The organism is Haladaptatus cibarius D43, assembly GCF_000710615.1.
In the GTDB taxonomy this organism is placed as follows: domain Archaea; phylum Halobacteriota; class Halobacteria; order Halobacteriales; family Haladaptataceae; genus Haladaptatus; species Haladaptatus cibarius.
The window spans coordinates 838,642-865,441 of record NZ_JDTH01000001.1; the positions used below are offsets into that span (position 1 = coordinate 838,642).

A 26,800-nucleotide genomic window follows, 5' to 3' on the forward strand; every position below is an offset into this window, starting at 1 on the left:
TTCTCTGTCAAGGGAATCTCTAATGGCGTGTCTGTGCGTCATGTGGCGCAGTAGTTGCGTCCGATATTCATAACAGCTACGAAAATCGTGGCGGTTCGTTACACCTCGACCGCCCAAACCGTCGTTGATTTTGGACATTCGTACACCGTTTGGAGTGATTGTTCCACGAACTGTGCAATTCTGTTCACGTCGGCCTTCGCGCTGATGCGGACGTTCGTTCCCTCCGCCTCTTCCGGACTTTCCAACTGCTCGATTTTGAACGCCGGGAACTCGCGCAGGAGGTTTTTGAGACGGTCGAGTTCCTCGTCGGTGCAATCGAGATTGAGCGTTTGGTCGCCGAACTGTATCCACGGCGGGGCCTCCTCGACTTCGGCGTCGTCTTCACTGTCCCGTTCATCTTCACCTTCCCACTCATCGTCACTTTCCGGTTCGCCTTCCATTTCGGCGGGTTCGAAATCGTATTCGGCCAACAGCGTGCAGAACGGACTGCCGCGCTCTCGGTGGGCGGTGATGGCATCCATAACGAGCTTTCGGCGTTCTTTCGGCGTGTCGGCGCTGAATCTGCTCATATCGGGAGTTCGTGACCCGACACCAAAAACCCGAACGCTCGGACGGTTTCTTTAAGCCTTTATGCGATGGCGATGGAGGTGTGAGCATGAATCCGAATATCCTGATTCTGGGTGCGCCCGGTGCCGGGAAAGGAACTCAGAGCGTGCGACTCGCCGACGAGTTCGGTGTCGAACACGTCACAACGGGCGACGCGCTCCGCGAGAACAAACACATGGAGACGGAACACGGAACTCCCGCGAGTTTCATGGACGCCGGGGAACTCGTCCCTGACCCAGTGGTCAACGAAATCGTCAACGCCGCACTCTCGGAGGCCGACGGCTACGTCCTCGACGGCTACCCACGAAACATCTCGCAGGCAAAGTATCTGGACGACATCACAGACCTCGACGTCGTCCTGTACTTGGACGTAAACGAGGAGGAACTCGTCCACCGACTGACGGGCCGCCGACTTGACCCCGAAACGGGCGACGTCTACCACGTGGAGTACAACCCACCGGAAGACGAGGAAGTCGAAGCACGACTCATCCAGCGTGACGACGACGACGAGGAGACGGTTCGAGAACGACTGCGCGTCTACCGCGAAAACACCGAATCCGTCATCGACCACTACGAAGAGACGGGCGAACTCGTCCGCATCGACGGTGAGCAGACGCCTGACGAAGTGTGGGACGAGATTAAGGAGACGGTCGAACGCGAAGCCTGACGAAGCAAAAGCGGTTTGCTATTCGAACGACAGTTCTTTTTCGCGCGGCACAGGTGATTCCGTTTCGATGAGTCTATCCAGTCGTTGTTCGAACTCGGCCTCGCCGATGTCGCCGTTGGCGTAGCGCTTCCGCAGTGTTTCGAGTGCGTCCAACTCCTGTTCGTCTTCTATTTGCGCCGTCTCGTCGGCGGAGTCGCTCCACTGACCGACCACCCACGCCACGAATGCGAGAAAGACACCCAAGACGAGTGCTTCCGGTGCCAAGGCACCCGTAATCGCAACGAGGGGGACGAGAAAGACGAGGAAGACGCAGAACGTCGCCGTCCGCCAGAAGTCGTCTTCGGGAAGCAGTTGGTTCAACGTACCGCTCATGTCGTACAGTTAATGTGAATTCGACAAAAAGTTTTGGTTACCAACGATTCGGGATTGCGTGTGGATTTCGGTAACATCTGGATGGTGCAGTTGCGTTTGAATGGATTTCTGTGGACGAATCACGACAACATATACCCCCGCCGCGCTCCCGGCGGTGCCGCTCGCCATCGAGATTTCGGAGAAATCTCGTTCGCCACCCCTCCTAACCGATTCGCTCACTCGCTGGCGCTCGTTCGCCCATCCCTCGCGCGGGCGACCTGACGGCCGCCTTCGCGCGCCATATGGATTTCTCGGATTCCGAAACCGACACAAACCCTCGTGGCGCGTGCGTCGGCAGGCCTGAGGAGTTCACTTCCGAAGGCCTGCCAGTTTTCGCGCGAGGGATGAGCGAAGCGAGTCGGTTGGGGAGGTGTGTGGGTGGGTGCGGGTGGGTGCGGGTGGGTGCGGGGCGTGCGGTTTCATTGAAGTCGTGATTTCCTCACGATTCATTTTCTCTCACAATCAGTTATGTACCTGGTCTGCTGTTCCTCGCCGCCAAAATCACAACTTCCAGTCTCCTCGTGTCGATGGCGAAGGTTGATTAATGGCGAACGTCAAATTCGACGTAATGGCACGGACAGCGCAGAAAGTGGAATCGCTTATCGCCGAGGATTCGGCGATGGCCGACGCTCTCTCGGTCGTCTACGAACGAACCGACGAAGGGTCGGACGAGGTCGAGTGGGGTGACGTAAGCGACGACATCACGAGCGGACAGTGGGGTCGCATGATAGAGAAGGGTATCCTTGTGGACGGGATTCACGGATTCGAACTCGCCAACCCCGATGCAGTCGAGAGCGCGCTCGACGATTCGACGGGTACCACTGCCGCGACCTCGTCCGCCGACGTGGACGACGTGGATGGCACGACGTGGTCGAAATGGGACAAACTCGCGGCAGTGGCCAGCATCGGCCTGTTCGCAGGGTACTCCATCAAATCGGTTCGCAGTGTCGTCGGCGGGGCCGTGGACGTATTCATCGGCCCGATAGAATCGGCGGTTCCGTTTTACGTCGTCATCATGATTCTCGCGATGCTGACGGGACTGTACTCCACGCTCTTGCAGGACAACCTGATGGATATGGACAAAATGGGTGCGTACCAACAGCGGATGAAGGACATCCAGAAGCGTCAGAAGGAAGCCCGCGAGAAGGGCGACGAGCAGGAGATGGAGCGCATCCGCGAAGAGCAGATGGACGCGATGGGCGACCAGATGGGCATGTTCAAAGAGCAGTTCCGTCCGATGGTCTGGACGATGTTCCTGACCATCCCAGTCTTCCTCTGGATGTACTGGCGAATCGGTACCGGTGCAGTCGTCCCGCAGGAAATCATCATTCCGATGGCTGGCGGCCCACTCGCATGGCAAGAGGGCATCCTCGGCCCGATGCAGGCGTGGATCATCTGGTATTTCCTCTGCTCGATGGCGTTCACGCAACTCATCCGCAAGGCGCTGAACATCCAGACGACGCCGACGTAAGTTCAAAACCTCTTTCTTGGTGCCCGTTCGAGAGGGAATATGTTACTGACAGTCTCCGGTCCACCGGGGAGTGGAAAGAGTACGACTGCCGAGGGACTCGCCGATATTTTCGGATTGGAACACGTGAGCGGCGGCGACATCTTCCGCGAACTCGCCGCGGAGCGCGATTTGACGCCGCTTGAGTTCAACAAACTCGCCGAGGAAGACGAGGAAATCGACCGCGATTTGGACAGGCGACTCCGCGAAATCGCCGTCGAACGGGACGACCTCGTCCTCGAATCCCGCCTCGCGGGATGGCTTGCCGGTGAGCACGCCGATTTCAGAATTTGGTTAGACGCTCCACTCGACGTTCGTGCGGCCCGAATCGCCGACCGCGAGGAAAAGACGGTGAAACAAGCCGCGACGGAAACCCGCGCCCGAGCAGGCAGTGAGGCCCAGCGGTACGAGGAGTACTACGGCATCGACATCACCGACCTCACCATCTACGACCTGAGCGTCAACACGGCGCGGTGGAATCCCGAGGACGTACTCGACATGCTGACGACGGCCGTCGAGGATTACGACCCGGAAGCCGACGAGGGCAAGTATCCGATTACCGGCGTCTCATACGATTTCTGATGACGCTTCGCGGCCCACCAGACGAGCGTTCGCCCGACGAACTGCTCGAATTTGGCGTCATCAACCTCGACAAATCGCCCGGCCCATCGGCCCACCAAGTCGCGGCGTGGGTTCGTGACCTCTGTGGAGTCGAGCAGGCGGCCCACGCGGGAACCCTCGACCCGAAAGTCACTGGCTGTCTGCCGACGCTGACCGGCACGGCCACCCGCCTCTCGCAGGTGTTTCTCGAAGGGTCGAAGGAGTACGTCTCCGTTTTGGAACTCCACGACGAACCGCCGGGGGACATCGAAGCAATCGTCTCCGAATTCGAAGCGCCGTTGTACCAGAAACCGCCGCGAAAGAGCGCGGTTTCGCGCCGCCTTCGCGTCCGCGAGATTTACGAATTGGACGTGCTCGAAGTCCGGGACAGACAGGCGCTTCTCCGGATTCGCTGTGAGAGCGGCACCTACATCAGAAAGCTCTGTCACGACCTCGGACTCGCGCTGGGAACCGGCGCGCACATGGGTCATCTCCGTCGAACCGGAACCGACCCCTTCGACGACACCGACCTCGTCACCTTACACGACCTCTCGGATGCTCTTGGGAGATGGCGCGAAGAGGACAACGACGACTGGCTGCGCGAAATCGTCCAGCCAGCGGAACGCGCACTGACACACCTTCCGAGGGTCACCATCGCACCGAACGCGGCCGAACAAGTGGCAAACGGTGCGCCGGTGTACGCTCCCGGCGTCATTGACGCGGAAGAGGCAGAGAAAAATCAGCTCGTCGCCTGCTTCACGCCGAACGGGTCGGCGGCCTGTCTCGGAAAGATGGTCGGCGATTCGGATGCGGAAACTGGCAAAGTCGTTTCGTTGGAACGCGTACTGGTCTGATTTCTGGATTCGACACGTTCACAGTTGATGTCTCTTCGCGGCACGAGTTCTCCTCTTCTCACAACCGCTCTTGCGGTATTGTTCCTCGTTCTGAATGAGAATACTCTGTCATTGAATGGCGTACTACACTGATAAACGCTGTCTCAATCCGCCAAAAGCGGCTTATCTATGTATATTATTTATGGTAGTATGAATCGTCGGACATTCCTCGCCGGACTTCCCGCCGTGGTGACGACGATTGTCGGTTGTTTTAGCGTCGGTGCCCTCACCGCGGCGACCACCGACCATCAAACCCCGTCGATTGCCAGAGGTAACCTCGGGAAGTACGACCCGGGAATGTCGCTTCGACCCGTGGAAATCGGGCGATTTGACGGCGACTCTCCACCTCACACAGTGAGTATTTGGAACGCGGGAATCCGATTTCGAACCGCCGTCATCGTGGTCACCGACCTCGAAACCGACGAAATGGTGCTCGACAGGACGTTCGAGTTTCCGACGGATTCGGTGGTGGACATCGCGTTCTACGAACCGTCCACATACGACCTGTCTATTCGAGTGTGGGACACGGGTGCGGAGGATTCGCTTTCGGTTCCGTCGCAACTGTTCGACTGTGACCAGTCTCAAACACAAATCGGCATGTTCGATTACGGAGCGATTCGGTCGAGTCTCTCGACGACACAGGCGTCGTGTCTCGATTCCACGACGGGGTCGGAGATGGACACTACGTAGAGACCCCCCTTCGAAATCCACGATGTCGAACTCGTGGCTCCACTCGTTTCGAATCGTGGCGAGTTGGCTTCGACACATTGCTGATACACGCGAGTTTTTACCACCTGCCGAACACCTCTCGGTATGAAACTCGGCACTGCAGAATCCGTCCCCGGCGAACTCGTCACCGGGTGGTTCGACGTAACCGACCTCCCGACTGGCACTCCCGAACGACTCCCCGTCCTCATCGCGGAAGGCAAAGAAGACGGCCCGACGCTCTGGATTACGGCGTCGATTCACGGTAACGAGGTCACCGCCCTCGCCACCGCACAGGACGTGATGCAGGAGAACCTCGAATCCGAAATTCGGGGTTCCGTAGTTTGTCTTCCGAACTTGAACCCCGCCGGTCTGCGCCAAACGTCCCGAACCTCCTACTACCACGGCGACGACCCGAATCGATATTTTCCCGACCCGGACGCAGACGGGTCGCGTCCGCCGCGCGTGCAAGAACTCATCGACGGGAGGATTTACGACGCCTTCGAAGACTCCGCAGACGCGCTCGTTGACCTCCACACCGCACAGGTCGGGTCGATTCCGTTCGTGATTCGGGACAGAGTGCTCTACGGAAGCGAGCGAACCGAGGCGGAAGCCAACGCACTCGCGGACGAACTCGAACGATTGGTGGATGCCTACGACTTCCCGTTCATCAACGAGTACGCCGCCGAGGAGTACGTCGAGCAGAACCTCCAGCGTTCGACCGCCGGGGCCGCGCTGAACAACGCCGGAATCCCCGCGTTCACGGTCGAACTCGGCGGCTTCGAAGTGGTCGAGGAGGATACCCGCGAGAAGGGTGTTATCGGCCTGCTGAACGTCATGCGCGAATTGGATATGCTCCCCGGCGACCCCGAACCGACCGGTCTCTCCGCGCCCGTCGATTTCCCGGTCAAGCGCGCGGTTCATCCACACACCGACACGGCAGGAATCGTCCGCCATCGCGTCGAGGCTGGCGACACCTTCGAGCAGGGTGACGTTATCGCGGACATCGTAACGCCACACGGCGAGGAAAAGGCGACGGTCGAGAGCGACCACGACGGCTACGTGGTCGGGCGCTATCACGGCGTTTCGGCCTACGAAAACGACCCGCTGGCCAGCCTCGCGGTGCGGGACGACGGCGACCTCGTCGTCCCGCGAGAACAGGAGTGAAACGAAGGGCTTAACTCACGCACTCGCCTTTTCCGAAATGCGCGGGACCGTGGGGTAGTGGTATCCTCTGCGGATGGGGTCCGTAGGACTCGAGTTCGACTCTCGGCGGTCCCATGATTTTACGACGAACGGACGTGAGGAGAAAAATCAGTCGAGCGCCGAGCGTCGCATTCGCGCTTGCGCGATGTCGGACGAGCGTAGCGAGTCCGAAGCTCGTCGTGGAGCGAAGCGGAACGACGGTGTTCGACTCTCGGCGGTTCCACTTTTTGCGGAGCAAAAATGGGAGTATGGATGGCGAGCGAAGCGAGTCTTCCGGTAGTCCCACTTTTACGAAGTAAAATGGATGACGGAAGACGACCGACGCTGGTCAGCGTCGGTCGTCTTCCGGTAGTCCCATGATTTTGCGACGGGTTTGCGAACGTAGTGAGTGAACTCTCGTGACGAGCGTGCGAAGTCACGGTGAACGGACATGAAGAGAAAAATCAGTCGAACACCGAACGTGGCAAACCCAATGAGAACCACGCATCTGTGGATAAAATCGCGCCACGATGTACGACTCTGTTGAAAACAATTAATAAATAATTCGTTAACCTTCATGTTTTGTGTGGGCAGATATTCAAAAGTTATAATTTAAAACAAAGGTTGAAGTAATGGTGCTCTTTTTTAGTATTTATGTCTGGAAATAAAACTGCGAAGACGGCCGAAAACGCCGGTCGGCGCGACGCTCTCCATCAGAATCTCTACGACGACCTCGCGTTCAACGAACTGGAATCCTCCTCGACGTTCACGCCGGAAATGGCGAAGGAGTTCTTCCCGGTTCACCGCGAAGATTCCATCGACACGATGGACGGTCCGGTCATCATCGAATGCGCCTATCCCGGGTGGCAGGCAGGTGGCGACCACTATCCGGCGGTGCCGGACACCAAAGAAGAACAGAGTGTGGAACTCGTCGAAAGCGTGGAAGCGGGTGCCGCGGCGGTACACGTCCACCCACGAAACGAAGCACGACGCCCGCAGTGGGAAGACCCGGAACTGCTCGCCGAGATTTTAGACCCCGTGTTCGAGGAATGCGGCGAAGTCGTCACGACGAGTCAGACGTGGACGACCGGGCCGCACGCCGACTACGTCACGGCGACGGAGAAACTGCTCCGACTGGGCGAGGGCAACAAATACTGTCAAGGGTCGGTCGTCCTCCCGATAGGACTGTTCGGTGCTGGCACCTACCACTCTCCGTCGTCCATCAAGGAAGGGGTCAGATTCTTCGGGGAGAACGGTATCAAACCGGTGTTCCAACTGTACGATACGCACGTTCTCTACGATTTGAAACACCGACTGTTCGACAAAGAGGAGATGAACGAAGATTCGCACATGCTCAACCTCTACCTCGGCGCGCATCACGCGCAGACGACGAACAACGACCCGTGGTCGTATCTCAACGTCATCTCCTCTATCTACAACACCCGCGAAACCATTGAGGACTCCATCGTCGGCGTCAACCCCGGCGGGAGAAACTGGCTTCCGACGCTCATTCTCGGCCTGCTCGCTGGCGCAAACGTCGTCCGCGTCGGTATCGAGGACGCCTACTGGAAGTATCCGCACCGCGACGAGGTGATTCAGAAGAACTCCGAGGTCATCGAACTCGCCGTGGAGTTCGCGGAGATGCTCGGTCGGCGAGTCATCACCGACCCCGACGAAGCGCGGGAGTTCCTCGGCATGGAGTACACGTCGCCGCGCTGAGGTCGAATCTGCGATAGCAAATCCCGTCTCCCACCTCGAAAACGAACTATCGAATCTTTCGGACGTTGCTGATGTCCAACCCGTCGCCTTGAATCTCGATTTCGAAGCGGATGATGTTCTCGTCTTCGATGCGCGAGAGGACGCCCCGGAACTCCCGGACGAACATGGTTCGGGCGCGCTCGTTGCCGCCGCTTTCCCACTCGAAGCTGATGGTACCATCCGTCGCGCCCATCAGTTCTCCCATTTGCGTGTCCGTGATGCTCTCTTGGTCTACGAGGGCGAGAATCAGCCCGCCCCACGATTGGGATGCTTTTTTCATCCCTTTCAACAACATCGAGATTTCGTGCCAGTCCGCCTGTTCGTCTGGCAGAGAGATGAGGTCGGTGAGCGAGTCGATGACGACGAGGTTACCCGAGGCGTGGTCGGTGAGGTACTCTCCGAGGGCTTCGAGGATGTCCCGACGACTGTGACTCTGCCCGAGGTCGGTGATGGTTCTTCGCTTTTCGACGTACCAGTCGTGGGGAATCGGACTCAACTGGAAGTATTCGGTCGAGAGGTCTTCGAACGCCATCAGTTCCGATGCTGGCGACACCAGTTCCTCGTCGATGGCGTGCGTGATTTCGGCGTGGATTTCCTCTGCGCTGGCGGTGAACGACACGTAATGAATCTCCTCGGGAAGGTTCGCACGGGAATCAACTTCGCCGTAGTGCAGGTCGAACTGGTCGGTGTCGGCGTGTCCGAGAGCGTTTATCGTCGCGCTGGTGTACGCGAACTCGCGCGCACCCGCCCCGGCGTCGCCCGCCAGCAGGACGACGCTCCCCGGCGGGGAGCCGCCGCCGATAAGGGAATCGAACTGGGAGACGCCGAACGGGATTCGGTTCATATCGGTGACACTCGGGCCTACTGCTTACCGTTTACGCTCGCACCCGTGTTTCTCGGCCGAGCGACCAACACGTCACCGCCGACGCTCGCGGAATCGAGCGCCATTTCCGCCGCCTCAACCGCGCTGTCTGCGTCTTTTTTCGTCGTTACGCCGTACACGGCAGGCCCCCACGAAGATTGCCCTGCGCCGAAAATTGCGGGTGATTTTTCCATTTCGGTCACGAGTTCGCCGACTGGCGGTCGATAGACGCCTCCCTGCTCGTCTGCGTACCACGCGCCGTTCAATCGCCCGATTTCGGCGACTCCGCCCCCGAATGTCTCCGGGTCATCTCCCGCGATTGCCGGAAGCACCTGACGGAGCAGTACGGCCGAAATATCGTCCGCAATCGCGGGGTCTGCTCGTTCGACCACCGTTCGCATACTTTCGTCCTCGTTGTCGCCGCTTCGTCCGGGTTCCGCCTCCGGAAGCACGACCACGAAGCGCCACGCCTCGGGAATCGTGTGCTGGGCCACGACGGGCGGAACCGACCACTCGCCGCGGGAGGGACGGTCGGTGGTGAACCGTTCGGTAGGGTGTCCTGCATCGACCACGAATCCGCCCCGCTCGAACGTCGAAACGCCGACACCGCTTCTCCCGCCGCGGTCGAGTGCGGGCGCGTTGTCGCGGATTTCGGGTCGGCAATCGTATGCTCGCGCAGTTGCGGCGAGAACGGTAAGCGCGAGTTGCGTTCCGCTTCCGAGTCCGACGTGACCCGGGAGGGTTTCTCGGACTTGCAGGTCGATACCCGGAACGCCCAAAATATCCGTCGCACAGCGTGCGTACTCTCTCTCGCGAAAATCCTCGCATCGTATTTCGTCCGCGGGCAGGGCTTCGACCGAGACGGTCGGCGATTCGAGTGCGACTCCAAGCCCGCCGTACAGTCGCTCGTAGGCGAGCGAGAGGTTCTGAAATCCGAAGTGGAGTCGCGCGCCAACCGTCACCTGTGCCATACGTACAGGTCAGTGGTGGCAAAAAAGCCGATTTCGGCAGTGGCAAATTACCGCGGTATCGGGGCCGTTTCTCGTTCCATATGGTCGAGGACGAACTCCGCGGCCCGTTCCGCTCCGTTTTCGTGGCTGGGCGATTCCGGCGGGTGGCGCACAGCACGGACGACGTGCGGAATCGAGTGTTCGACTTGGAACCCGCGAAGCCCTCTGCGCTCGATGACGCGCGAAACGCCGTGCTGTTCGTCCGTGAAGGGATAGATGATACAGGGCGTTCCGCCCACGGCGGCCTCCATCACGGTGGAGTAGCCCGAACAGACGACCACGTCGGCCGACCGAATCCACGGCAGGAGCGAGGCGGCGCACTCCCAGTTGTCGTCGCCGACGAGCGTGACGGTGTGGCCTTCCGCCCGAAGCGTTCGCGCGAGTTCGTCGAAGTTCGTTGAGTACGTACTGGGAACCACGAGGACGCCCACGTCGTCCGGTGCCTCAGCGCCGTTCGGTTCGAGCGCGATTGGAGGGATGTGGACGACGCCCGGTGGGTCGCCCCTGTCTGGCGGCCAAACTGCAGGATAGAGGAACGCATGGGCCACCGACAGTTGGTATCGGTTGAGCAACCACGTGAACGCCTGTTCGACCGCGGCGTCGTAGTAGGACGCGGCGTTGTGGGTGAGCACGTACAGTGGCGTATCGGTCAGTTGGGCGGCCATCGCGGCGAACATGTCGTCCGTAATGAGCGCGGCGGGGTCTTCTCGTCGAAGCCATCGAGCGAAATCGAACACCCGTTTCGCGCTGTTCGGAACGCTCCGTGTAAGCACGTCGAAAAGAGAGCCTCCTTGGTAATCACCGATGTAATCGACTGTCGCGGGGTGGTAGGCCTCGTAGCCGTTGTATTCGATGAACTGCGACCCGGGACCCCCACCGGCAAGGACGACATCTGTTTCCGGCCCTTCCAGTGCTTGTGCCACGGCGAGCATCCGGGTCGCGTGACCAGCACCCTCCGGATAATGTGCGACGGCGACGGTCCGACTCATGGAAAACTCTCTACGGTGCCGCGGCAAGTATATTTGGATTTTATGATTGCAGTGGATAAATAGTAGACAATAGAATCGATGGGGGATGGAGGCGAGTGCGTCAACGGGAACCAGTCGAAAGACGAGTAACTGAACTCAAGCGCAGTCGATGACGAGGATGTCGCTGGCACCGCGCTGGAACTCGAACGGGACGGATTCGATTTCGACGCCGTGACCGTCTTCTGCGAGTGTTTCGAGAATCTCGTCCAGTCGCGGATACGGCGTGCCTTCGAAGTCTGCGAGGGGGTAAACGCGGACTTCGTCCTCGGTGACCCGAGCGAGTTCGCGCAGGGATTCGACGTGGAACTCGTGGCTGAGTCGCCCGGCGTACAGGAACAGCAAGTGTGCCGAAAGCGTGAGGGTGAACTCGTCGTCCTCGAAGGGGAGGTTCGGAAGTTTCGCGGGGACGTACCGACCAGAGGAAAGCCCTGCGGAGTAGTCACCGAGGAACGTTTCGTAAGCGTTCGTCCAGTGTTCTCGAACACCATCCACGTCGCCGTAGAACTCCCATTCGAAGAGGTCTTCGACGCCGTCGAAGCCGTCGAGCGCCATTTCGATATCCACCTCGCCGCGTTCGTCGAGGTCGCCGTAGTCGGACTGATACATCACGTCCGCGCCGACCGCGGAAATGCCGCGTTTGGTCGCCTCGGCGACGAACGCGCAGGCACCCGACGGACAGTCGAGAATCGCGGCGTCATCGAGTTCCGCTAAGTCGAGGTCGAACATACGCACGTACTCTTCGAGTGTGCGACCGATGAAAGCCACATCCTCGATTTCGTAGGTTTCGTGCGCTGTTTCGGATTCGGAAGATTTGTCTTCGACGCTCATATTTAGATGCAATAGTTTAAAAATAATAAACTTATGGGTGGTAACATACGACACGATTTACCAATAACTAACTAAACATTTCTGGCGGATATACGACGGTGTCGTCGTCTACCTCTGGTATTTTCCCGCCAATCTATTAACTCCTTCTCCAATTATTTAAACTGATAATAGTAACCTATTTAATATACGTGCGAGACAGGTTTTTTATGGCTCAGATGGCAACAGCAGGTACAGAAGTACAAGGTGATTCACTCTCATCCCTCGTGGAGGGCGTCTCACGACTATCGGACGCGTATCGAAAGCGCGTTATCGACGTACTCGACAGTCACGGAATTCCGGAACCACAGCAAGGCGAGTGGTACTCCCTCGAAGACGCGATTGACGCGCTCGATGAACTCGTGGACGCGATTGGCCCGCGAACCGTGAAAACGATTGGCAAAGAGATTCCGGAAACCGTCGAATGGCCGCCAGCAATCGACAACGTCGAAACCGCCTTGACGGCGCTCGACGACGTGTACCAGATGCACCACCGAGGCGATGTCGGTCATTACGACTTCGAGAAAACCGGCGAAACCAGCGGCCGAATGGTGTGCGAAACGCCATATCCAGCGTCGATGGATCAAGGAATCGTCGAAGGAATCGTCAAGAAGTTCAATGACAGCGGCGCGTTCGTCCAAGTCGAAGAGGACGAGACGGCGACCGAGCGAACGTTCGAAGTTTCTTGGTAAAAAAGAAGAGTCGGTCGAAGACGACTTTTGAGAACGCTTTGACACGTATCCCGAACCCTGTTTTTACTCCAACTTACTTCTCGATTCGCGTCGGTGTCCGAACCTGAAACTCCATTCGTGGACAGTACCGAACTCGGGGTTCCCGGTTCGGTTCGGACAGTCCAACCGCTTCGAACAGCGATTCCGCGCTCACGTCGGCAGTCGCGGGATACAGATACCACGGGTCGTGCTCGATTCTGGTCGTGAGTCCCGCCTGCGGGACGAACAGACGATAGCGTTCCGAGAGGAACGCGGAGAGCGTCCCCGATTCCGGCGTCTTTGCAGACCCTTCCGGTTCGTAGGTCGCTTCGAACTCGACTGGGGGTGCGCTGCGTTGCATGCGCCGACTCCGAAATCGGTGGCGTGACCCGGAATCCACGACGGTGTCCGCGTAGTAGTACGGCAGTCGGTAGAGTGACCGGGCGACACGAACCGCGAGGCGACTGCTGGTGTCGAGGCTCAGAAAATAGACGCCTGCCGTCTGACCGAGGCGGACGTAGGTTCGGAAGTTGACCTGCGGGAACGTCATTCCGAATCTGGTTGGCACACCCGGCGGTCTGGCGTTTTCGATGGTGGAAGCGAGGACGCTGACCCACGCCTGTCCCTCGTCGGTATCGAGCGCCAGAGAATCCGGGACGACGGTTCGAAGCGCATCTCGTTCGACCGGCCAGTGGACGAACAGGCAATCCTGCCACGTAAACTGGAACGCACGCATGACCTTACGACCGCACGACGCGCCAGCAGGCGAAACAGCAGAGCGCGACGCTGGCGGACATTCCCCCGATGAACAGCAGTTGGAGTGCCTGAAGCGAACCAGTGCCAGCCACGGAGAATCCGAGGCGCGAGAGCGTTCCGGACACGACTGCGTCCGCGAAGGGCATCGTCACCGCGAACAGGGCGACCATGACAAGCACCTGCACTGCACGACCGGCAGGAAGGGGAAGGGTGTTTCGAACCGTCTTCGTCTGCATTACTCGTGCCGAGTATGTCACAATAAATTAGTGTTGTGGCCGAAAACCGACGGTGTAATAAGATTCAGTCAAAGATTAATAACCATGTCACGGCTGTCTCGAATCGGACTCCTCGGATTTCTCGCCCTCGTCGTGCTGTCGGGCTTTGCTGTGTCCGCGGAGTTGGACAAGGTGCTCGCAATCGCGTGGGTCGCGTTCGCCGCGATGGCAGGGGCCGCCGCGCTCGGGTCGCGTTCGGGCGAGTCTACGCACGCGAGAAAACTCGTCTGGGCGTTCGGTCTAGCCAGCGGCGCGATGATAACTAGCGCCGCGGTGTTCCTCGTTCCCAACGCAATCGGCCACCATCCACAGTTCGGCGGGTTCGGTATCGCCTTCGGTATTTTGACCGGCTTCGGCGCGCACACCATCGGCCATCGACTGATGCACTTGGACGTTCCCTTCGACCACGCCGCGCTCGAACTGACTGCCCATTCGCTCACCGCAGGGGCCATCATCGGACTCGTGTACGGCAACATGCCGAGCCTCGGCCTCCTGCTCGGACTCGCCATCGTCTCCCACAAAGGCCCGGCAGGCTACGTCGCGGCCCACCGCCTCCAGCGCGCTGGCAAACCCGTCTCGGTTCTCCTGCTCCCCGCGGCGGGCGTCGGCATCACGGCAATCCTTTCTGCGCTTCTCAACGTTCCGTCCAGCGACGCGGTCAACGGCATCGTCTTCGGCTTCGCCGCGGGCGTCTTCCTCCACGTTGCGATGGACTTCCTTCCGCGCTGTGAACTCGGCGGCGAGGTGTACGAAGTTGCACAACTCTCTGACGACGCACACCACCTGCTCGACAAACTTCGTACCCACGCCGTCGCCAGCACGACGCTCGGCGGCGTGGTCGTCTTCGTCTTCTGGTTAACCATCGCACAGCCCTAAACCGTATCTGTTTTCTATCCGATTTCGACATCGCGGTCGATAGTTCCATCTTCCCACACGAGAGCCAGTTTTTCGGCATGGTGACGATAATCGTACCGCCACGTTCGGGTTTCTCCGGCGGGCACAGAAAGCGTAAACCACGTCAGTACCATGTTGCCGCGCTGATTCAACACGCCCCGAAACGACCCGTCTCCGTCACCGACGTTCCGAACAGTTACGCTCATTTCGAACGGGATGGATTCGGCGCGCCCCGGCACGTCGAACGAGACGATTTCGAACTTCGGACGCGGTGCGGTGAATGCGGAAACCTGATTGTCGGTTAGCGACCATTCGGCGGTGGCATCCTCACCCTCCCATCCAATCGCCATCTCTCCCGCTGTCTCGTCGGGAATTTCGAACAGGAGCCATCCGTTGCCGTAGCTACTCTGCCTTTCATTTTGCGTCTGATACGGTTTCTCGTCGTGGTCGGAATCGACCAGTTCGAGGGGTTCGTTTTCGAACTCCGATTTCGGCCAGTAGGTCGTCCCGTCGAGTGAAAGAGTGAACGCAGACCGTGGCGGTGGCACGTCGCCCGTCCCCGAAACGAGGACGAAAACGAACTGCTTCCCCTCGTGTGCAGTAACCGTCAGTGCGTCGGGGAAGTTTGCCCAGATGAGCGAGTGCTGTATCCAGCAGTCAGAAATCGTGAGTTTCAGTCCGGATTCCGCGGAAATCGTCTCGCCGACAGTTCGACTGAACGATTTAGAAATCGTCGTTTCTGTCTCCTTCGTCGTGTTCGTTACCGTATTCGGTTTGGGGGTCGTATTCGTCGTCCGTGTGGTTCCCGTCGCTTTCCTGTCGGTCGACAGACTGGCGCAACCGGAGAGTGCGAATGCGGCACTGGAGAGCAAACGACGGCGTTTCACACGTCGTTTCGCGCGCCATCGGATAAATACTTTCAGGGAAACAACTCTTTCATCCCACGCCCTCCTCGTTGCCGGAAGGCGTCTCGATTCGAATCCCCGGAATCTGATTCGCTTCGACGCCCACCAACCCATCTGGACAGCGAACGACGTTGCTGATGATGAACGGCGTGCCGAGTTCGACCGGCGTTTCTCGGCGTTCGACAAAGAGGTGGCGTCGAACGAGTTTTTCCGCCCGAACTCGTCTATCCGTCCCGAACAATCTGGCCGTGTCCCGATTTCGCCACTCCACTACCAGGCCCTGAAATGCGTCCACGTTCTCCGGCGGCCACGGGTCGTCGAATCCGCACCTACCGACGGATGGCACGTTCGCTTCGGCTTCCGACGTATCCGTGACGAGAACGATGCGGTTTAAATACGCATCCGACAGCACGTCAGGGTCTTCGAACACCATTCTCCGATTGAACCGGAACGCCCCTTGGGTCGCTCCGTGTGAAGTGCCAGCGAGTCCGACCGTTCCTGCCGCTAGTTCGAGAAATCGTCGTCTGTTGACTCCGTCCATACTTTCCCGAACCAGCGCACGGCACGAACACCCCTAACGTTTGCCCCGTAATTTTCATTGATGAGAACGGTAGTAACTTAAAGACGTTCGACCGAATTTCGAACATGGACGACACGGACGAAATATTTGGCAATTCGGAACTCGGCGCACAGGTGGACATGGACGCGCAACTCGCCGAAATGGGTATCGATGCGGCGGAAATCGACCGACGAAAATCGTTGCTGGATTTCGACGGCGAAGACGCGGAGCGACTCACGTCGCTTCGCCCGGCGTTTGAAGCCAACCGCGAGGAAATCGCCGACCGGTTCTACGAAAACGTACTGAAACACGAGGAGACGAGCGAGATTCTTGCTGATTCTACGCGAGACATCGAGTCGCTGAAAGCGACCCAAAGCGAGTACCTCGTCACGCTCGCGGACGGTACCTACGGTGAGGAGTACGTGAAAAACCGGGCGCGAATCGGCAAACTCCACGACATGCTGGATATGCCGCTCAACTTCTATCTCGGCCAGTACGGCGTCTACTACGACCTCATTTCCTCCGTGTTGAGCGAGCGACTGGAAGACGACATGGAATCTCTGATTCGTGACCGAGTGTCGCCCGCGGCGACCGACGGCGGACAACTTGCCAAACCGAAAAACGACGTTGACGAACTGGTGTCTTCGGTGCAAGACGCCGTACAGGACAGTTTCGAGGACGTGCTGTCCGTCCTCCGGGTTCTCAATCTCGACATGCAAATCACGGCAGACACCTACGTTCATTCCCATAGCCAGCAGATGAAGCGGGAAATCGAACGCTCCCGTGGACTCAGGCAATCGACCGAAAACCACGTCATGGATGCGCACGAATCCGCCGGAGAAGTCGCGGAGAGTTCGGCAGAAATCAGCCTGCTCACCGACGAGATGTCAGACAACATGGAGCGAATCGCCAGCGAAGTGTCCACTCAGAGCGCGACGGTCGAGGAAATCGCGGCCAGCGCGAACGAAGTGGAAAAGCAGAGCCGAGAATCCCAGTCACTCGCCGAGGAGGGCCAAGAACTCGGTCAGCAGGCCATCGGCGCGTCGAAAGCCACCGACGACGCCCGCGAGAGCATGGTCGTCGATGCCGAGGAACTCCAGAATGCCGTTCACGAAATCGGTGACGCGGTCGATATGATAAACGACGTGGCCGACCAGACGAACCTCCTCGCGCTCAACGCGTCCATCGAGGCCGCTCGCGCCGGAGAAGCGGGCAACGGGTTCGCCGTCGTCGCGGAAGAGGTCAAATCGCTCGCCGAGGAGTCGAAAGTTCGCGCCTCGGAAATCGAATCGATGGTCGAACGCATCGAATCCCGAACCGCAAGCACGCTCGACAGTCTCGCCGAAAGCGAAACCAGTATCAGCGAAACGGTCACCGCCGTCCGGCAAACCAGCCAAAAACTCGAACGAATCGTGGATTCGGCCACCGAAACCGCAATCGGCATGGAAGAGATAACCGCCGCGACGGACGAACAGGCATCGAGTACGCAAGAGGTTGCAACGATGATAGACGATGCCTCAGAGACGGCGACTCGCGTGTCGAACGAGGTATCGTCCATCGCGGGCACGAACGAGGAACAGGCGATGACCATCAAGGAACTGGACGAAATCGTCACCTATCTCGGTGAAAGCGATAGCGACATCAATAGAGTGTAACCTCGATAGCACCGATTGAAACGGCCATATTCGAGGTGGCTACAATTTTATTTTCTTTCCTCCAACTATCCTGTGTTTTTCATCCCCGCTGCAACGCCGGTTACCGTGAGACGGAGCGCCCGACGCTCCGTCTCGGTAAGGTGGGTTTGACGAAGGAGGTTCACTTGAAGCAGGTTGAGCGGGTCAACGTAGGGATTTCGCCGTTCGAGGCTGTTTTGAAGCCACTCTCGTTCGAGCAGTTCGTCCCGGCCTGTGATTTCCGTAACGAGCTCGACACAACGCTCGTGTTCCGCCTCCAATCGCGGGAAGAACTCCTCGCGCAGGTCGTCCTCCGCGAGGGTCGCGTACTCCGCCGAAATTTCGAGGTCGGTGCGGGCGAGCGCCAACGTGGCGTTGTCCAGCGTCGTGCGGAAGAAGGGCCACTCCTCGTACATTTCTTTCAGAGTGTCCATCTTTCCGTCCTCGATGACGGAGTCCAATCCGGCCGCGAGGGCGTACCACCCCGGCAGGATACAGCGCGATTGCGTCCACGAGAACACCCACGGAATCGCCCGGAGGTCTTCCACGGTTCGCTCGCCGGAACGGGAGGCGGGGCGCGACCCGAGATTCAGGTCTTCGATGACCTGAATCGGCGTCGTCTGCTCGAAGTAGGAGACGAATCCCTCCGATTCGAGCAGGTCGCGGTAGGCGTCACGGGCCGTATCCGCCGCCACGTCCATCGTTTCCGTCCACTCCTCGGGAAGCGATTCGGAGCCTTCGTCTATCGCGTCGTAGCGCGCGCGAATCTGGGCGTCCAACATCTGTTCGACGTTGCGCTCGGCAATCGCAGGATTGGCGTACTTCTCGGCGATGGCCTCGCCTTGCTCGGTGAACTTCACCTGTCCGGAGACAGTTTCACGCGGAAGCGCGAGCAGGGCTTCGTTCATCGGCCCGCCGCCGCGGGAAATCGACCCGCCGCGCCCGTGGAACAGGCGAAGGGTCACGTCGTACTCCTCGGCGATTTCGGCGAGTCGCTTCTGATTCTTGTAGAGGCTCCAGTTCGCCGCCAAAAAGCCGTTTTCCTTGTTCGAATCGGAGTAGCCGAGCATGATTTCCTGACTGCCGCCGCGGGCCTCCAATGCCGCGGCGTAGGCTTCGTTTTCGAACAGCGTCCCGATGATACGCCGGGCACCCGAGAGGGCGTACTCGGTTTCGAGCAGGGGAACCACGTCCAGTCCGGAGTAGCCGGGCAAATCAACGATTCCGGCTTGGTCTGCCAGAAACAGCACTTCGAGGACGTGGCTCGCCTCTTCGGTCATGCTGATGCAGTAGGTGTCGATTGCCGTTTGTCCGTACTCCTTCTGCCAGTTCGCGGTTTCCGAAAACAGCGTCAGCACCCGACCAGCCGTCTCCGAAAGCCCCTCCGGGTCGAGGCTGATAATCGGTTCGTCCTGCAAAATCGCGTCCGTGAGCAATTCGACGCGCTCCTCCTCGTTCATCGAATCGTAGTCGAAGCCCTTGCGGGCCAGCGCCTCCGCAATCGCCGTTGTGTGGTTTTCCTGATGGTCGCGCAAATCCAGCGAGGCGAGAGAGAAATCGAAGGTTTCGACCTGCCGCAAGAGTGGGTCAACTTCCGTCTCGACGACCGCCTCTCCGCCGTTTTCGCGGAGGCTGTCCGCGATGACGGTCACGTCGGTCAGCAGTTCCTCGGCGTCGGCGTAGCCACCGGGTCGCACGTCGCCCACGCGGTCGATTCGAACCCGCATCAGGGCGAGTTTCTGGCGGTAGGGTTCGTCGGGATAGCGGTCGGTCGCCCGCTCGGCGATGGCGGGAAATCGCTCCCGGTCGCTTTCGAGGCTCGATTTGAACTCATTGCTCGTCCGGGCTCGGTCACCGTCCTGACTTAGCACCCCAGAAAGTCGTTTCAGTTCGTCGCGGTAGCGTTCCAGCACGACCTCGCGCTGGTTGGCAAGCGTCTCCGCCGTGATTTCGGGCGTGACGTAGGGGTTGCCGTCGCGGTCGCTCCCGGCCCACGAGCGGAACGAAAATAGCTCCGGAACGTCGGTGTCGAACTCCTCGCCGACCGTGCGATCGAGTTCGTCGTACACCTCACCGACGATGTCGAACAGGACGTTTTCGAGATACCAGAGCACGTTTCGCGCTTCGTCGGTCACATCCGGCCTGCGCTTTCTCACTTGGCGGGTTTCCCACAGTCCGGTCACTTCGCTTTCCAACTGTCGCTCCAGTTTCGCCTGCTCCCTGTCGGTCAGTCTGCGCTCGTCCAACTCGGACAGCAGGCTCGCAACCGACCGCAGTTTCGCCTTCACCGTCTTCCGGCGCGCTTCCGTCGGATGGGCGGTAAACGTCGGAACGACCGCTACGTCCGCAAGCACCCGCTGGACGGTTTCCGGGTCGGCATCCTCCTCGGCCAGCGTTTCGGCGGTCGCCCGAAGGCTATCATCCAAGGTGCCTTCCTGCGTTCCCTCCCGAATCGCGCGGACTCGCTGGCGCTCCTCCGCGAGGTTGATGAGTTCGAAGTAGGTCGCAAACGAACGGGCGACGTGCCCCGACAGTTCCGGCGACAGCCCACTGATTTCGCCCCGAACCGCATCGCGGGAATCGGTTTCCCCACGCCGGTAGTCGATTGATTCGGTTCGCAGGGTTTCGACCGACTCGAACGCTTCCTCCGAGCCAAGCCGAGAAAGCACGTCACCGAGCAAACCGCCGAGTTCGCGTACGTCTTGGCTAACGTCGCGGGTATGTAATCGCATACCATACCGTCGTCGTGGCAATACCTAAAACGTCGGTCTGGAGTCAAAAACTGCGAGAACTGTGCAAGTTAGTTGTATCCCCGCCAGCGATAGCCACACTCCTTACATTTGAAAAATCGCGTCGGCGGTTCGTCGGCGGAGGCGGTCTGTTTGATGGTGTACCACGCTTCGCCGTGGCCGCATTTGTCACAGGTGATGTCCGTGGCGGTCGGTTTGCCCTCAAAATCCGCGCCCTCTTCCGTTTCGATGATTTCCGAATCGCCCTGTTCTTCCGTGGAGACGAACTCCTTCGCGCGCTCTTCGTCCTTTGCGGTGGTCGCCTGACAGTCGCTGTTCGCACAGACCATCTTCGACCCCATGGATTTCATCATGGAGCCGCAGTCGTCGCAGAATTGCATACCCCGGAGTAGCGCGTGGAGGTTCAAAAGCGCCACGTACTGCGGGAGTGTGAAATCGCTGGAAACAGGCAGCCTACGGAAGCACCGAAAGCAGATGCAGGAGGTCGTCCCGGCCAACGTACACCAATCCCGTGACCAGCAAATTGAACGCGAGCGCGCCAACCGTCGTGTAGACGACGAACTTCCGGAACTCCATCTCCGCGAATCCGGCGGGAATCGAGATGACGGAGCGCAAAACGGGCAGAAGTCGCCCCCACAGGACGGAGTGTTTGCCCCATCTACGGAACCAGCGACTCGCACGGTCGGTTTCGTCCGGCGAAACACGGATAGCGACCGTACTTGTCTATCGCGTCGTGGCCCTCGTGGCCGACGAAGTACGGCAATAGACTGCCGACGACCGTTCCGACCGTCATCGCGATGACGAACAGGGCGAACAAAACCGGGTCGCGGACGAGCAGTCCCGCCGCCGTTGGAACGACAAATTCGCTCGGGAAGAGCGGAAACAGCATCGAGGATTCTAAAAACGCGAACACGAAGACGGCGAGGAAGCCGTACTGCTGGATGAGCGACAGAGCCGTTTCGGTGAGTCCACTCATTCGGTAAGTGGGGTTTCTTCGTCCACGACCATGGGGCAGTCGGCTACGCGGAACTGTTCCGTATCGACCATCGTGAGGACGTTCGTTCCCTCGTGCGTGCAGTGGACGCTCGGCGGGTCGCCGAAATTCGGACAGCCGTGGCAGGTTGATTTCGGAATCGTGCGAACGTCGCGGTCGTCCTCGCTCTCTTCCTGCGATGCGGAAACGACGAGTTCGCCGCTGTCCTCGGCCTCTAAGTCGGCCCAGATGTCGCCCACGTCCACGTCGCCGACGCTCTCTTGGGTGAACGCGTCGTCCAACTCGCCGCGGTCGCGGCCCGGATTTCGATTCCGGCGCGACTCTACTCGTTCAGCGAGGTCAGAGAGTGGTTCGTCCCGCTTGCTCGTTTCGTCTTCCGGAGGCCCTCTGTCCGTCATCTATTCGTCCTCGCTCATTTCTTCGGCGTCTCTCATCGCCTCGACTTCATCCACCAGTTCGTCCACGTCGGAATCGAGCGTGTCCCCTTCGATTGCAGGCGGCCGACCGACGACGAGTCGATTCGACCCGAAAAAGCCCTGTTTCGGTTCGACGTCCTCGAACGTCACGCTACAGTGGGGACAGGACGGTTCGGTTAAAAGCGAGATGGTGACGCCCGTCCCACACTCGCCGCATTTGGCGCTCGTGATGCCGTTTCGGTTCGCCGTGCGAGCGAGTTCCGCGGTCGCGGCCCGTGTCGCGTTTTGCGTGGCGAGCGTGCGCGTCTGACCGCGGACGGAGACAAGCGCGCGAGCGAGCACGTCGAGACGGTTTTCCAACTCGTCGGTCGTCTCGGTGAGGTACTCCAGCACCGATTCGTAGTTCTCGAACCCGTCGTCCGTGCGCTCGCGGTTCTCCGCAACGCGCTCGCGCAGGGCGTCAAGTTCCTCGGCCGCGCGCTGAATGTCGGCCAGTTCGTTTCGCAGGTCGGGATGGTCGTGGTCGGCGGATGCTTTCCTGTCCGTTTCGCGTTTGACCTGCACGACGCGCTCTCGCACGTCGGCCAGTTTCGACATGAACTCCTCGCGAAGAGTGTCGAGTTCGCCGTCAATATCGTCGTCCTCGTCCAGAGCGCGATGTGCAGTAAGCAGTTCCGAGAGCAGTTGCTGGCGCGAAATGTCGAGTTCGTCGGCTTTCTCGTCCAGCCACCGAGTTACCGAATCGGGCAACTCCGGCGTGTGCGTCTTCCCCACATCTTCACTCGCCATCAGGTAGACACTATTTCTCACACTGCTGACTTAACGTTTCGGCTCTGAATGATGTGACCGAATGCAAATTAAGGAACTATTCTGCCATTTGCGTGGTTGTAATGGGGCAACGAAGAACGACGGTGTCGATAACTCGGTGCAGAGGTTGGCTTGCTACTGTACTGATTACTACTGTTAGGCGCAGGCCACGCCTCCGAAAGAAGAAGTTTCGCGGTACCTGACAATCCTTGGTTTCCGTAACTCGCAAACGCAAAGCGTTTGTTCACCTGTGAAAATCTCCGATTTCCTCGGCTCTCGTTCGTCCGGTTCCCCTATCTCGTCGCTTCTCGCCACTGTTTCAGCCCGACGATTTCGCCGGTCACGTCCTCCACGTCCGTTGCTGCCCAGACGAACATCCCCGTGATTTCCTCGGGGTCGCGGCCCTCTCCGTGCATCATTTTCGTGGCGACGACACCGGGGTCGAGTCCCATGACTGGCTGGTCGATTTCCGCGGAAAACCCGCGAACAACTGCCTCTGCCCCGGCTTTTGAGACAGCGTAAGAACCGTATCCGGCCTCCGTTTTGTGGCCAATTCCGCCAGTCGGAACGACGATTCTGGCGTTTTCGGTGAGATGGGGGAGCGACTCCCGAATCGTGGTGAACACGCCCCGGCAGTTCGTCCGGAACGTGTCGTCGAACGCGGCGTAGGGTTCGGCGGTGAGCGGCGTCTCACCCGGCGCTCCGTGGTAAATTCCGGCGTTCGCCACGACGATGTCGATACCGTCGTTTTCGAATCTGGCCGCGGTTTCCATCAGTCGCTCCACGTCGAACTCGTCGCGCACGTCGGCCCGGAGGCCGACGGCGCTCCCGCCCGCGTCTTCGATGTCGGCGACGGTTTCGTCCACTGCATCCGCCTCGCGCCCACAGAGGGCGACGTTCGCACCTTCGTCCGCAAATGTGCGTGCAACCTGCCGACCGATTCCTCGTGTCCCGCCCGTGACGACCGCCGTCAATCCGTCCATGCTGGGTCTGACGAGTGGGTTCGTGAAACCGGTTTCCGTCGGAGTTAACCCTGCTCGGTACCTGCAAAAACTATGTACCAACCGGGTCATTTCGGCGTCGCACTCGCGCTCTACGCGCCGATTGGCGGTGTTCTTGTCGCCGCCGGACTGCCAAACCACGCGTTTTTGGGTGTCTGCCTCTCTCTTTCGCTGGCGATGCTTCCCGACCTCGATTCGAAGACGAGCAGACTCCAACATCGCGGCCCCACACATTCGATTCCGTTCGCGCTCCTCGTCGGATTACTCTTGGGTGCTGTGGCGGGCGTTCTCGCTGGAATCGAGGCTGGTGCTTCTGCCGGACTGTGGTTTGCCGGATTCGGACTGTTGGTCGGGACGCTCGCCATCGTTTCCCACCTCCTCGCGGACGTGCTGACGCCGATGGGGATTCGCCCGTTCTGGCCGGTTTCGGACAGGCATTTCACGCTCGACATCACGCTGGCCAGCGACACGAAGGCGAACTACCTGCTGTTCGCGGGCGGAACCGTCATCATCACTGGCGCGTGGTTCCTCGGCCACGCTTTCGGCTGAGGGATGTCGGGACGAGGAAGAATCGAGGGGCTATCGTCGGCTAAGCAGTCCGCTCCGACGTAGTTGCGTCTTCTGAACACGCTTCCATTTCGTCCGCCGCCGTGATTTGAAGATACCGCTTGAGTCGCCGTGGTAGTCCATTTGCCGTCACCGTGTTCGAATCGCGGTCATACTCGACGAGCGAAAACTGTTCGAGCTTTGGCAGATGGAGGTGATGAAGGGACGTAGCGATTTGTTCCGACGAATCCTGTATGAAATCGATTTCGTCCGACGCCACGTAACTACTCAAATCGTCTACACTCATGGTGTTCTCTCGTTTGCACAGGACGTACAGCACTGCGCGCCGTTCCGGAGCAGTGAGAACGTCGAAGATATGTTCCACCGAGAGGATTTGTCCATCCACCGTTTCACAGTTGTTTAGTGAGCCTGATATCTGCATTGTCGGGTATTATCCAAGACAACACCATACGATATAAAATCAATCTATTTTTCCCGGAGAAAGTCACCCGCGTTGTCAATCACGAAGATGTTGGTCGAGAAACGCCATTTCGTAGCCCAGAACCTCCTCCGACGCCGAATCGTACACGTCGAAATGACCGATTGGAAGTTCGACGTAGGTCGCGTCGGCTTTCTCCGCGGCTTCTTGTACCGAGGAGGCGGAGACGACTTCATCGTCCCGCCCCGCCAGCAAGAATAGTGGACATGGCACATCCTCGATAACCGAAATCGGGCGGTAACGCGGAATATCGAGGAACACGCGCGCCGGAACCTCGTTTTCCCACACCGGCGGGTCGGGGACAATGTCCATGTATCCCGCTTTTGCACCCGGCGCGTTTATTACTGCAAACTCGTCAGGGTCGCCGACGATTGGGACGGTTCGCGGGCTCCGGAACGTGTACTTTCGGACGAGGTCGCGCACTCCCGAAATCGTCCCTGAAAGCGACTTCTTGATTCCTGCCGACCGCGTCACTGCTCGCCCGTCGAGGAAGGGAGTCTGCGCGACGACGGCGGAAATTCGGTGGTCGTCCGCCGCCGCTTCGATGACGTGGCCACCGCTGTACGACGTTCCCCACAGTGCGATTTTCCGCCGGTCGATGGCGTCGAGTCCCCGGACGTGGTCGATGGCCGCTTCCCAATCTTCGACATGTCGGGAGGAGTGCACGAGGGTTCTCGGTTCGCCGTCGCTGTCGCCGAAATTTCGGTAGTCGAACAGAAACACTGCAAATCCGCGGGCGACGAACCGCTTTGCGATTTCCGGCAAGCCGAACGTCCGTTCCGCGCCAAACCCGGGGGCCATCAGGATAACCGGCGGTTTCGTTTCACCTTCCGGCGTGTACAGCCATCCGGCACAGCGCGTTCCCTCGCTCTCGAAATCGGCGTCGTTCTTCGCGTACCGCAACCGCGACAGTTCGGGTTCCTCCGACGACTCCTCGAACGTCCCGCGTGCCCGTGTGCTCGTCATTGCGTTTCACCACGGTGACGAACGACATAAAACTCGGCTTAGTGCATGAACGACAGTTCCTCTTTCTTGCCGGTGACGGCCCGCATCATACAGCCGCGACACACCCACAACTCCCCTGTTCGCCCGACCAACTGCGTCCCCTTCGATTTACGTTTTTCGCAGATGTCACAAAATCCCATACACGCCCGTCAACCTCGGTGAATTTCAATCCCCCTGCCCGTCCACGCCCGAAATGGCGGCGTTTCGACCGCGGCTTTTTGTTTTTTTCGATTCGTCTGACAGGACGAGTTGCGCTATGCTGGAAGAGCTGTTCGTTCGAATCCTGGGGCAAAACCGTGTCCTGTGGGGACTCGCTGGTGGCCTCATTATCGCGGCGCTCAACACGCTCGGTGCACTGCTCGTTCTGGTCTGGCAAAACCCCTCGGAACGCTCGCTGGATTCGGCGCTCGGATTCGCCGCGGGGGTCATACTCTCCGCGAGTTTCACGAGCCTCATCCTCCCCGGCATCGAGATTGGTGGCGTGTTTCCAGTCGGTGTCGGCTTCGGTGCGGGCAATCTCGGCGATGCACTCGCGCTGACGCTGGCAATCGGGATTCAGAACGTTCCGGAGGGGTTGGCCGTCTCCGTCGCGGCGCGAAACGCCGGATTCGAGTCGCTCTTTTACGCCGCAATCGCGGGCATCCGAACCGGACTGGTCGAGATTCCGCTAGCCGTTTTCGGTGCCTTCGCGGTACAGGTCGCCACGCCGATGCTTCCCTACGCGATGGGGTTCGCCGCAGGCGGCATGCTGTTCGTCATCAGCGACGAAATCGTCCCCGAAACGCACGCTCGCGGAAACGAGCGTGCGGCCACCCTCGGGATGATGTTCGGCATCGTCGTGATGCTCGTTCTCGACGTGTTGCTGGGTTAGTTACACGCTCTCGATTTTCGTCTCTGTCTCTTTTCGCTGCCGA

At 59.3% G+C, this 26,800-nt stretch carries 33 protein-coding genes and 1 tRNA gene; 14 read left to right on the forward strand and 20 right to left on the reverse strand.

From position 1 onward, the window contains the following. Positions 1–98 precede the first annotated feature (98 nt). Positions 99–569: a hypothetical protein gene (locus tag HL45_RS04415; protein ID WP_049969876.1), complete on the reverse strand. Its 471-nt coding sequence runs from the start codon at positions 567–569 to the stop codon at positions 99–101. Between the two features lie 86 nt (positions 570–655). Between HL45_RS04415 and HL45_RS04420 the strand changes: the two genes are divergently transcribed. After that, the gene (locus HL45_RS04420; protein ID WP_049969877.1) at positions 656–1,273 is read left to right on the forward strand and encodes an adenylate kinase; all 618 of its coding nucleotides are present in this window, start codon (positions 656–658) and stop codon (positions 1,271–1,273) included. 18 nt (positions 1,274–1,291) lie between these two features. Here the strand turns inward: HL45_RS04420 and HL45_RS04425 are convergent, their stop codons facing one another. Continuing rightward, the gene (locus HL45_RS04425; RefSeq protein ID WP_049969878.1) at positions 1,292–1,645 is read right to left on the reverse strand and encodes an SHOCT domain-containing protein; all 354 of its coding nucleotides are present in this window, start codon (positions 1,643–1,645) and stop codon (positions 1,292–1,294) included. A 100-nt stretch (positions 1,646–1,745) separates the two neighbouring features. On the opposite strand from HL45_RS04425, the gene HL45_RS20270 reads away from it, so the two are divergent. The 8 genes from HL45_RS20270 (at position 1,746) to HL45_RS04465 (ending at position 8,293) form a co-directional block, all read left to right on the forward strand. Beyond that, positions 1,746–1,988 carry a hypothetical protein gene (locus HL45_RS20270; RefSeq protein WP_144239999.1) on the forward strand — a complete coding sequence of 81 codons (243 nt, stop codon included), beginning with the start codon at positions 1,746–1,748 and terminating at the stop codon, positions 1,986–1,988. A gap of 264 nt (positions 1,989–2,252) precedes the next feature. Beyond that, positions 2,253–3,155: a DUF106 domain-containing protein gene (locus HL45_RS04430; RefSeq protein WP_049970086.1), complete on the forward strand. Its 903-nt coding sequence runs from the start codon at positions 2,253–2,255 to the stop codon at positions 3,153–3,155. Between the two features lie 39 nt (positions 3,156–3,194). After that, entirely contained in the window at positions 3,195–3,773 is a 579-nt protein-coding gene (gene cmk / locus HL45_RS04435) for a (d)CMP kinase (protein ID WP_049969879.1), read from the forward strand. After that, positions 3,773–4,645 carry an RNA-guided pseudouridylation complex pseudouridine synthase subunit Cbf5 gene (locus HL45_RS04440; RefSeq protein WP_049969880.1) on the forward strand — a complete coding sequence of 291 codons (873 nt, stop codon included), beginning with the start codon at positions 3,773–3,775 and terminating at the stop codon, positions 4,643–4,645. Before cmk ends, HL45_RS04440 begins: the two co-directional genes overlap by 1 nt. Before the next feature lie 189 nt (positions 4,646–4,834). Further along, positions 4,835–5,374, forward strand: coding sequence for a hypothetical protein (locus HL45_RS04445; protein WP_049969881.1), 540 nt, complete (start codon positions 4,835–4,837; stop codon positions 5,372–5,374). 123 nt (positions 5,375–5,497) lie between these two features. Beyond that, positions 5,498–6,556, forward strand: a complete 1,059-nt coding sequence (locus HL45_RS04450; RefSeq protein ID WP_049969882.1) for a succinylglutamate desuccinylase/aspartoacylase family protein — start codon at positions 5,498–5,500, stop codon at positions 6,554–6,556. 43 nt (positions 6,557–6,599) lie between these two features. Next, positions 6,600–6,670: transfer RNA gene (locus tag HL45_RS04455), tRNA-Pro, on the forward strand. A gap of 558 nt (positions 6,671–7,228) precedes the next feature. Beyond that, a complete protein-coding gene (locus HL45_RS04465) occupies positions 7,229–8,293 on the forward strand; it encodes a 3-keto-5-aminohexanoate cleavage protein (RefSeq protein ID WP_049969885.1) in 1,065 nt (354 codons plus the stop codon). A gap of 46 nt (positions 8,294–8,339) precedes the next feature. Here the strand turns inward: HL45_RS04465 and HL45_RS04470 are convergent, their stop codons facing one another. From HL45_RS04470 to HL45_RS04485, 4 genes are all read right to left on the reverse strand, one after another. Further along, positions 8,340–9,176, reverse strand: coding sequence for an RAD55 family ATPase (locus HL45_RS04470; RefSeq protein ID WP_049969886.1), 837 nt, complete (start codon positions 9,174–9,176; stop codon positions 8,340–8,342). Between the two features lie 17 nt (positions 9,177–9,193). After that, entirely contained in the window at positions 9,194–10,165 is a 972-nt protein-coding gene (locus tag HL45_RS04475; RefSeq protein WP_049969887.1) for a beta-ribofuranosylaminobenzene 5'-phosphate synthase family protein, read from the reverse strand. Between the two features lie 47 nt (positions 10,166–10,212). Continuing rightward, positions 10,213–11,193 (reverse strand): glycosyltransferase, encoded by a 981-nt coding sequence (locus tag HL45_RS04480; protein WP_049969888.1) that lies wholly within the window; start codon positions 11,191–11,193, stop codon positions 10,213–10,215. 135 nt (positions 11,194–11,328) lie between these two features. Next, a complete protein-coding gene (locus tag HL45_RS04485; RefSeq protein WP_049969889.1) occupies positions 11,329–12,060 on the reverse strand; it encodes a hypothetical protein in 732 nt (243 codons plus the stop codon). 206 nt (positions 12,061–12,266) lie between these two features. Between HL45_RS04485 and HL45_RS04490 the strand changes: the two genes are divergently transcribed. Beyond that, positions 12,267–12,788: a hypothetical protein gene (locus tag HL45_RS04490; RefSeq protein ID WP_144240000.1), complete on the forward strand. Its 522-nt coding sequence runs from the start codon at positions 12,267–12,269 to the stop codon at positions 12,786–12,788. 73 nt (positions 12,789–12,861) lie between these two features. Here the strand turns inward: HL45_RS04490 and HL45_RS04495 are convergent, their stop codons facing one another. Together HL45_RS04495 and HL45_RS04500 are read right to left on the reverse strand one after the other, a co-directional pair. Further along, positions 12,862–13,542, reverse strand: coding sequence for a YqjF family protein (locus HL45_RS04495; RefSeq protein WP_049969891.1), 681 nt, complete (start codon positions 13,540–13,542; stop codon positions 12,862–12,864). A 4-nt stretch (positions 13,543–13,546) separates the two neighbouring features. Then, positions 13,547–13,798, reverse strand: a complete 252-nt coding sequence (locus HL45_RS04500) for a hypothetical protein (protein WP_049969892.1) — start codon at positions 13,796–13,798, stop codon at positions 13,547–13,549. Positions 13,799–13,882: 84 nt separating this feature from the next. On the opposite strand from HL45_RS04500, the gene HL45_RS04505 reads away from it, so the two are divergent. Beyond that, on the forward strand, positions 13,883–14,713 hold the full coding sequence (locus HL45_RS04505) for a ZIP family metal transporter (protein ID WP_049969893.1): 831 nt from the start codon (positions 13,883–13,885) through the stop codon (positions 14,711–14,713). Positions 14,714–14,727: 14 nt separating this feature from the next. Here the strand turns inward: HL45_RS04505 and HL45_RS04510 are convergent, their stop codons facing one another. Further along, positions 14,728–15,618: a hypothetical protein gene (locus tag HL45_RS04510; RefSeq protein WP_049969894.1), complete on the reverse strand. Its 891-nt coding sequence runs from the start codon at positions 15,616–15,618 to the stop codon at positions 14,728–14,730. Positions 15,619–15,667: 49 nt separating this feature from the next. After that, the gene (locus HL45_RS04515) at positions 15,668–16,177 is read right to left on the reverse strand and encodes a hypothetical protein (RefSeq protein WP_049969895.1); all 510 of its coding nucleotides are present in this window, start codon (positions 16,175–16,177) and stop codon (positions 15,668–15,670) included. Positions 16,178–16,281: 104 nt separating this feature from the next. Between HL45_RS04515 and HL45_RS04520 the strand changes: the two genes are divergently transcribed. Next, a complete protein-coding gene (locus tag HL45_RS04520) occupies positions 16,282–17,850 on the forward strand; it encodes a globin-coupled sensor protein (protein ID WP_049969896.1) in 1,569 nt (522 codons plus the stop codon). Between the two features lie 65 nt (positions 17,851–17,915). On the opposite strand, the gene ppc is transcribed toward HL45_RS04520, so the two are convergent. The 7 genes from ppc to HL45_RS04550 form a co-directional block, all read right to left on the reverse strand. Next, the gene (ppc, locus tag HL45_RS04525) at positions 17,916–20,600 is read right to left on the reverse strand and encodes a phosphoenolpyruvate carboxylase (protein ID WP_049969897.1); all 2,685 of its coding nucleotides are present in this window, start codon (positions 20,598–20,600) and stop codon (positions 17,916–17,918) included. Between the two features lie 68 nt (positions 20,601–20,668). After that, positions 20,669–20,998, reverse strand: a complete 330-nt coding sequence (locus HL45_RS04530) for a transcription factor S (RefSeq protein ID WP_049969898.1) — start codon at positions 20,996–20,998, stop codon at positions 20,669–20,671. Positions 20,999–21,071: 73 nt separating this feature from the next. Further along, complete coding sequence (locus tag HL45_RS19825; RefSeq protein ID WP_084156791.1) at positions 21,072–21,326, reverse strand: DedA family protein; 255 nt, start codon at positions 21,324–21,326, stop codon at positions 21,072–21,074. Then, on the reverse strand, positions 21,277–21,594 hold the full coding sequence (locus HL45_RS04535; RefSeq protein ID WP_049969899.1) for a DedA family protein: 318 nt from the start codon (positions 21,592–21,594) through the stop codon (positions 21,277–21,279). The genes HL45_RS19825 and HL45_RS04535 overlap by 50 nt, the downstream gene beginning before the upstream one ends. Then, positions 21,591–22,010: a hypothetical protein gene (locus HL45_RS04540; RefSeq protein ID WP_049969900.1), complete on the reverse strand. Its 420-nt coding sequence runs from the start codon at positions 22,008–22,010 to the stop codon at positions 21,591–21,593. Before HL45_RS04540 ends, HL45_RS04535 begins: the two co-directional genes overlap by 4 nt. Further along, positions 22,011–22,817, reverse strand: coding sequence for a coiled-coil domain-containing protein (locus HL45_RS04545; RefSeq protein WP_049969901.1), 807 nt, complete (start codon positions 22,815–22,817; stop codon positions 22,011–22,013). A 311-nt stretch (positions 22,818–23,128) separates the two neighbouring features. Further along, the gene (locus HL45_RS04550) at positions 23,129–23,818 is read right to left on the reverse strand and encodes an SDR family NAD(P)-dependent oxidoreductase (protein WP_049969902.1); all 690 of its coding nucleotides are present in this window, start codon (positions 23,816–23,818) and stop codon (positions 23,129–23,131) included. Between the two features lie 72 nt (positions 23,819–23,890). Here HL45_RS04550 and HL45_RS04555 point away from each other — a divergent pair, with 72 nt between their 5' ends. Then, positions 23,891–24,385 (forward strand): metal-dependent hydrolase, encoded by a 495-nt coding sequence (locus tag HL45_RS04555; RefSeq protein ID WP_049969903.1) that lies wholly within the window; start codon positions 23,891–23,893, stop codon positions 24,383–24,385. 40 nt (positions 24,386–24,425) lie between these two features. Here the strand turns inward: HL45_RS04555 and HL45_RS04560 are convergent, their stop codons facing one another. The 3 genes from HL45_RS04560 to HL45_RS21090 form a co-directional block, all read right to left on the reverse strand. Further along, complete coding sequence (locus tag HL45_RS04560) at positions 24,426–24,788, reverse strand: DUF7344 domain-containing protein (RefSeq protein WP_049969904.1); 363 nt, start codon at positions 24,786–24,788, stop codon at positions 24,426–24,428. A gap of 111 nt (positions 24,789–24,899) precedes the next feature. Continuing rightward, positions 24,900–25,847 (reverse strand): alpha/beta hydrolase, encoded by a 948-nt coding sequence (locus HL45_RS04565; RefSeq protein ID WP_049969905.1) that lies wholly within the window; start codon positions 25,845–25,847, stop codon positions 24,900–24,902. 38 nt (positions 25,848–25,885) lie between these two features. Continuing rightward, the gene (locus HL45_RS21090; RefSeq protein WP_162833843.1) at positions 25,886–26,026 is read right to left on the reverse strand and encodes a hypothetical protein; all 141 of its coding nucleotides are present in this window, start codon (positions 26,024–26,026) and stop codon (positions 25,886–25,888) included. A 116-nt stretch (positions 26,027–26,142) separates the two neighbouring features. Here HL45_RS21090 and HL45_RS04570 point away from each other — a divergent pair, with 116 nt between their 5' ends. Beyond that, positions 26,143–26,757, forward strand: a complete 615-nt coding sequence (locus tag HL45_RS04570) for a ZIP family metal transporter (protein WP_049969906.1) — start codon at positions 26,143–26,145, stop codon at positions 26,755–26,757. Positions 26,758–26,800: the final 43 nt, after the last annotated feature.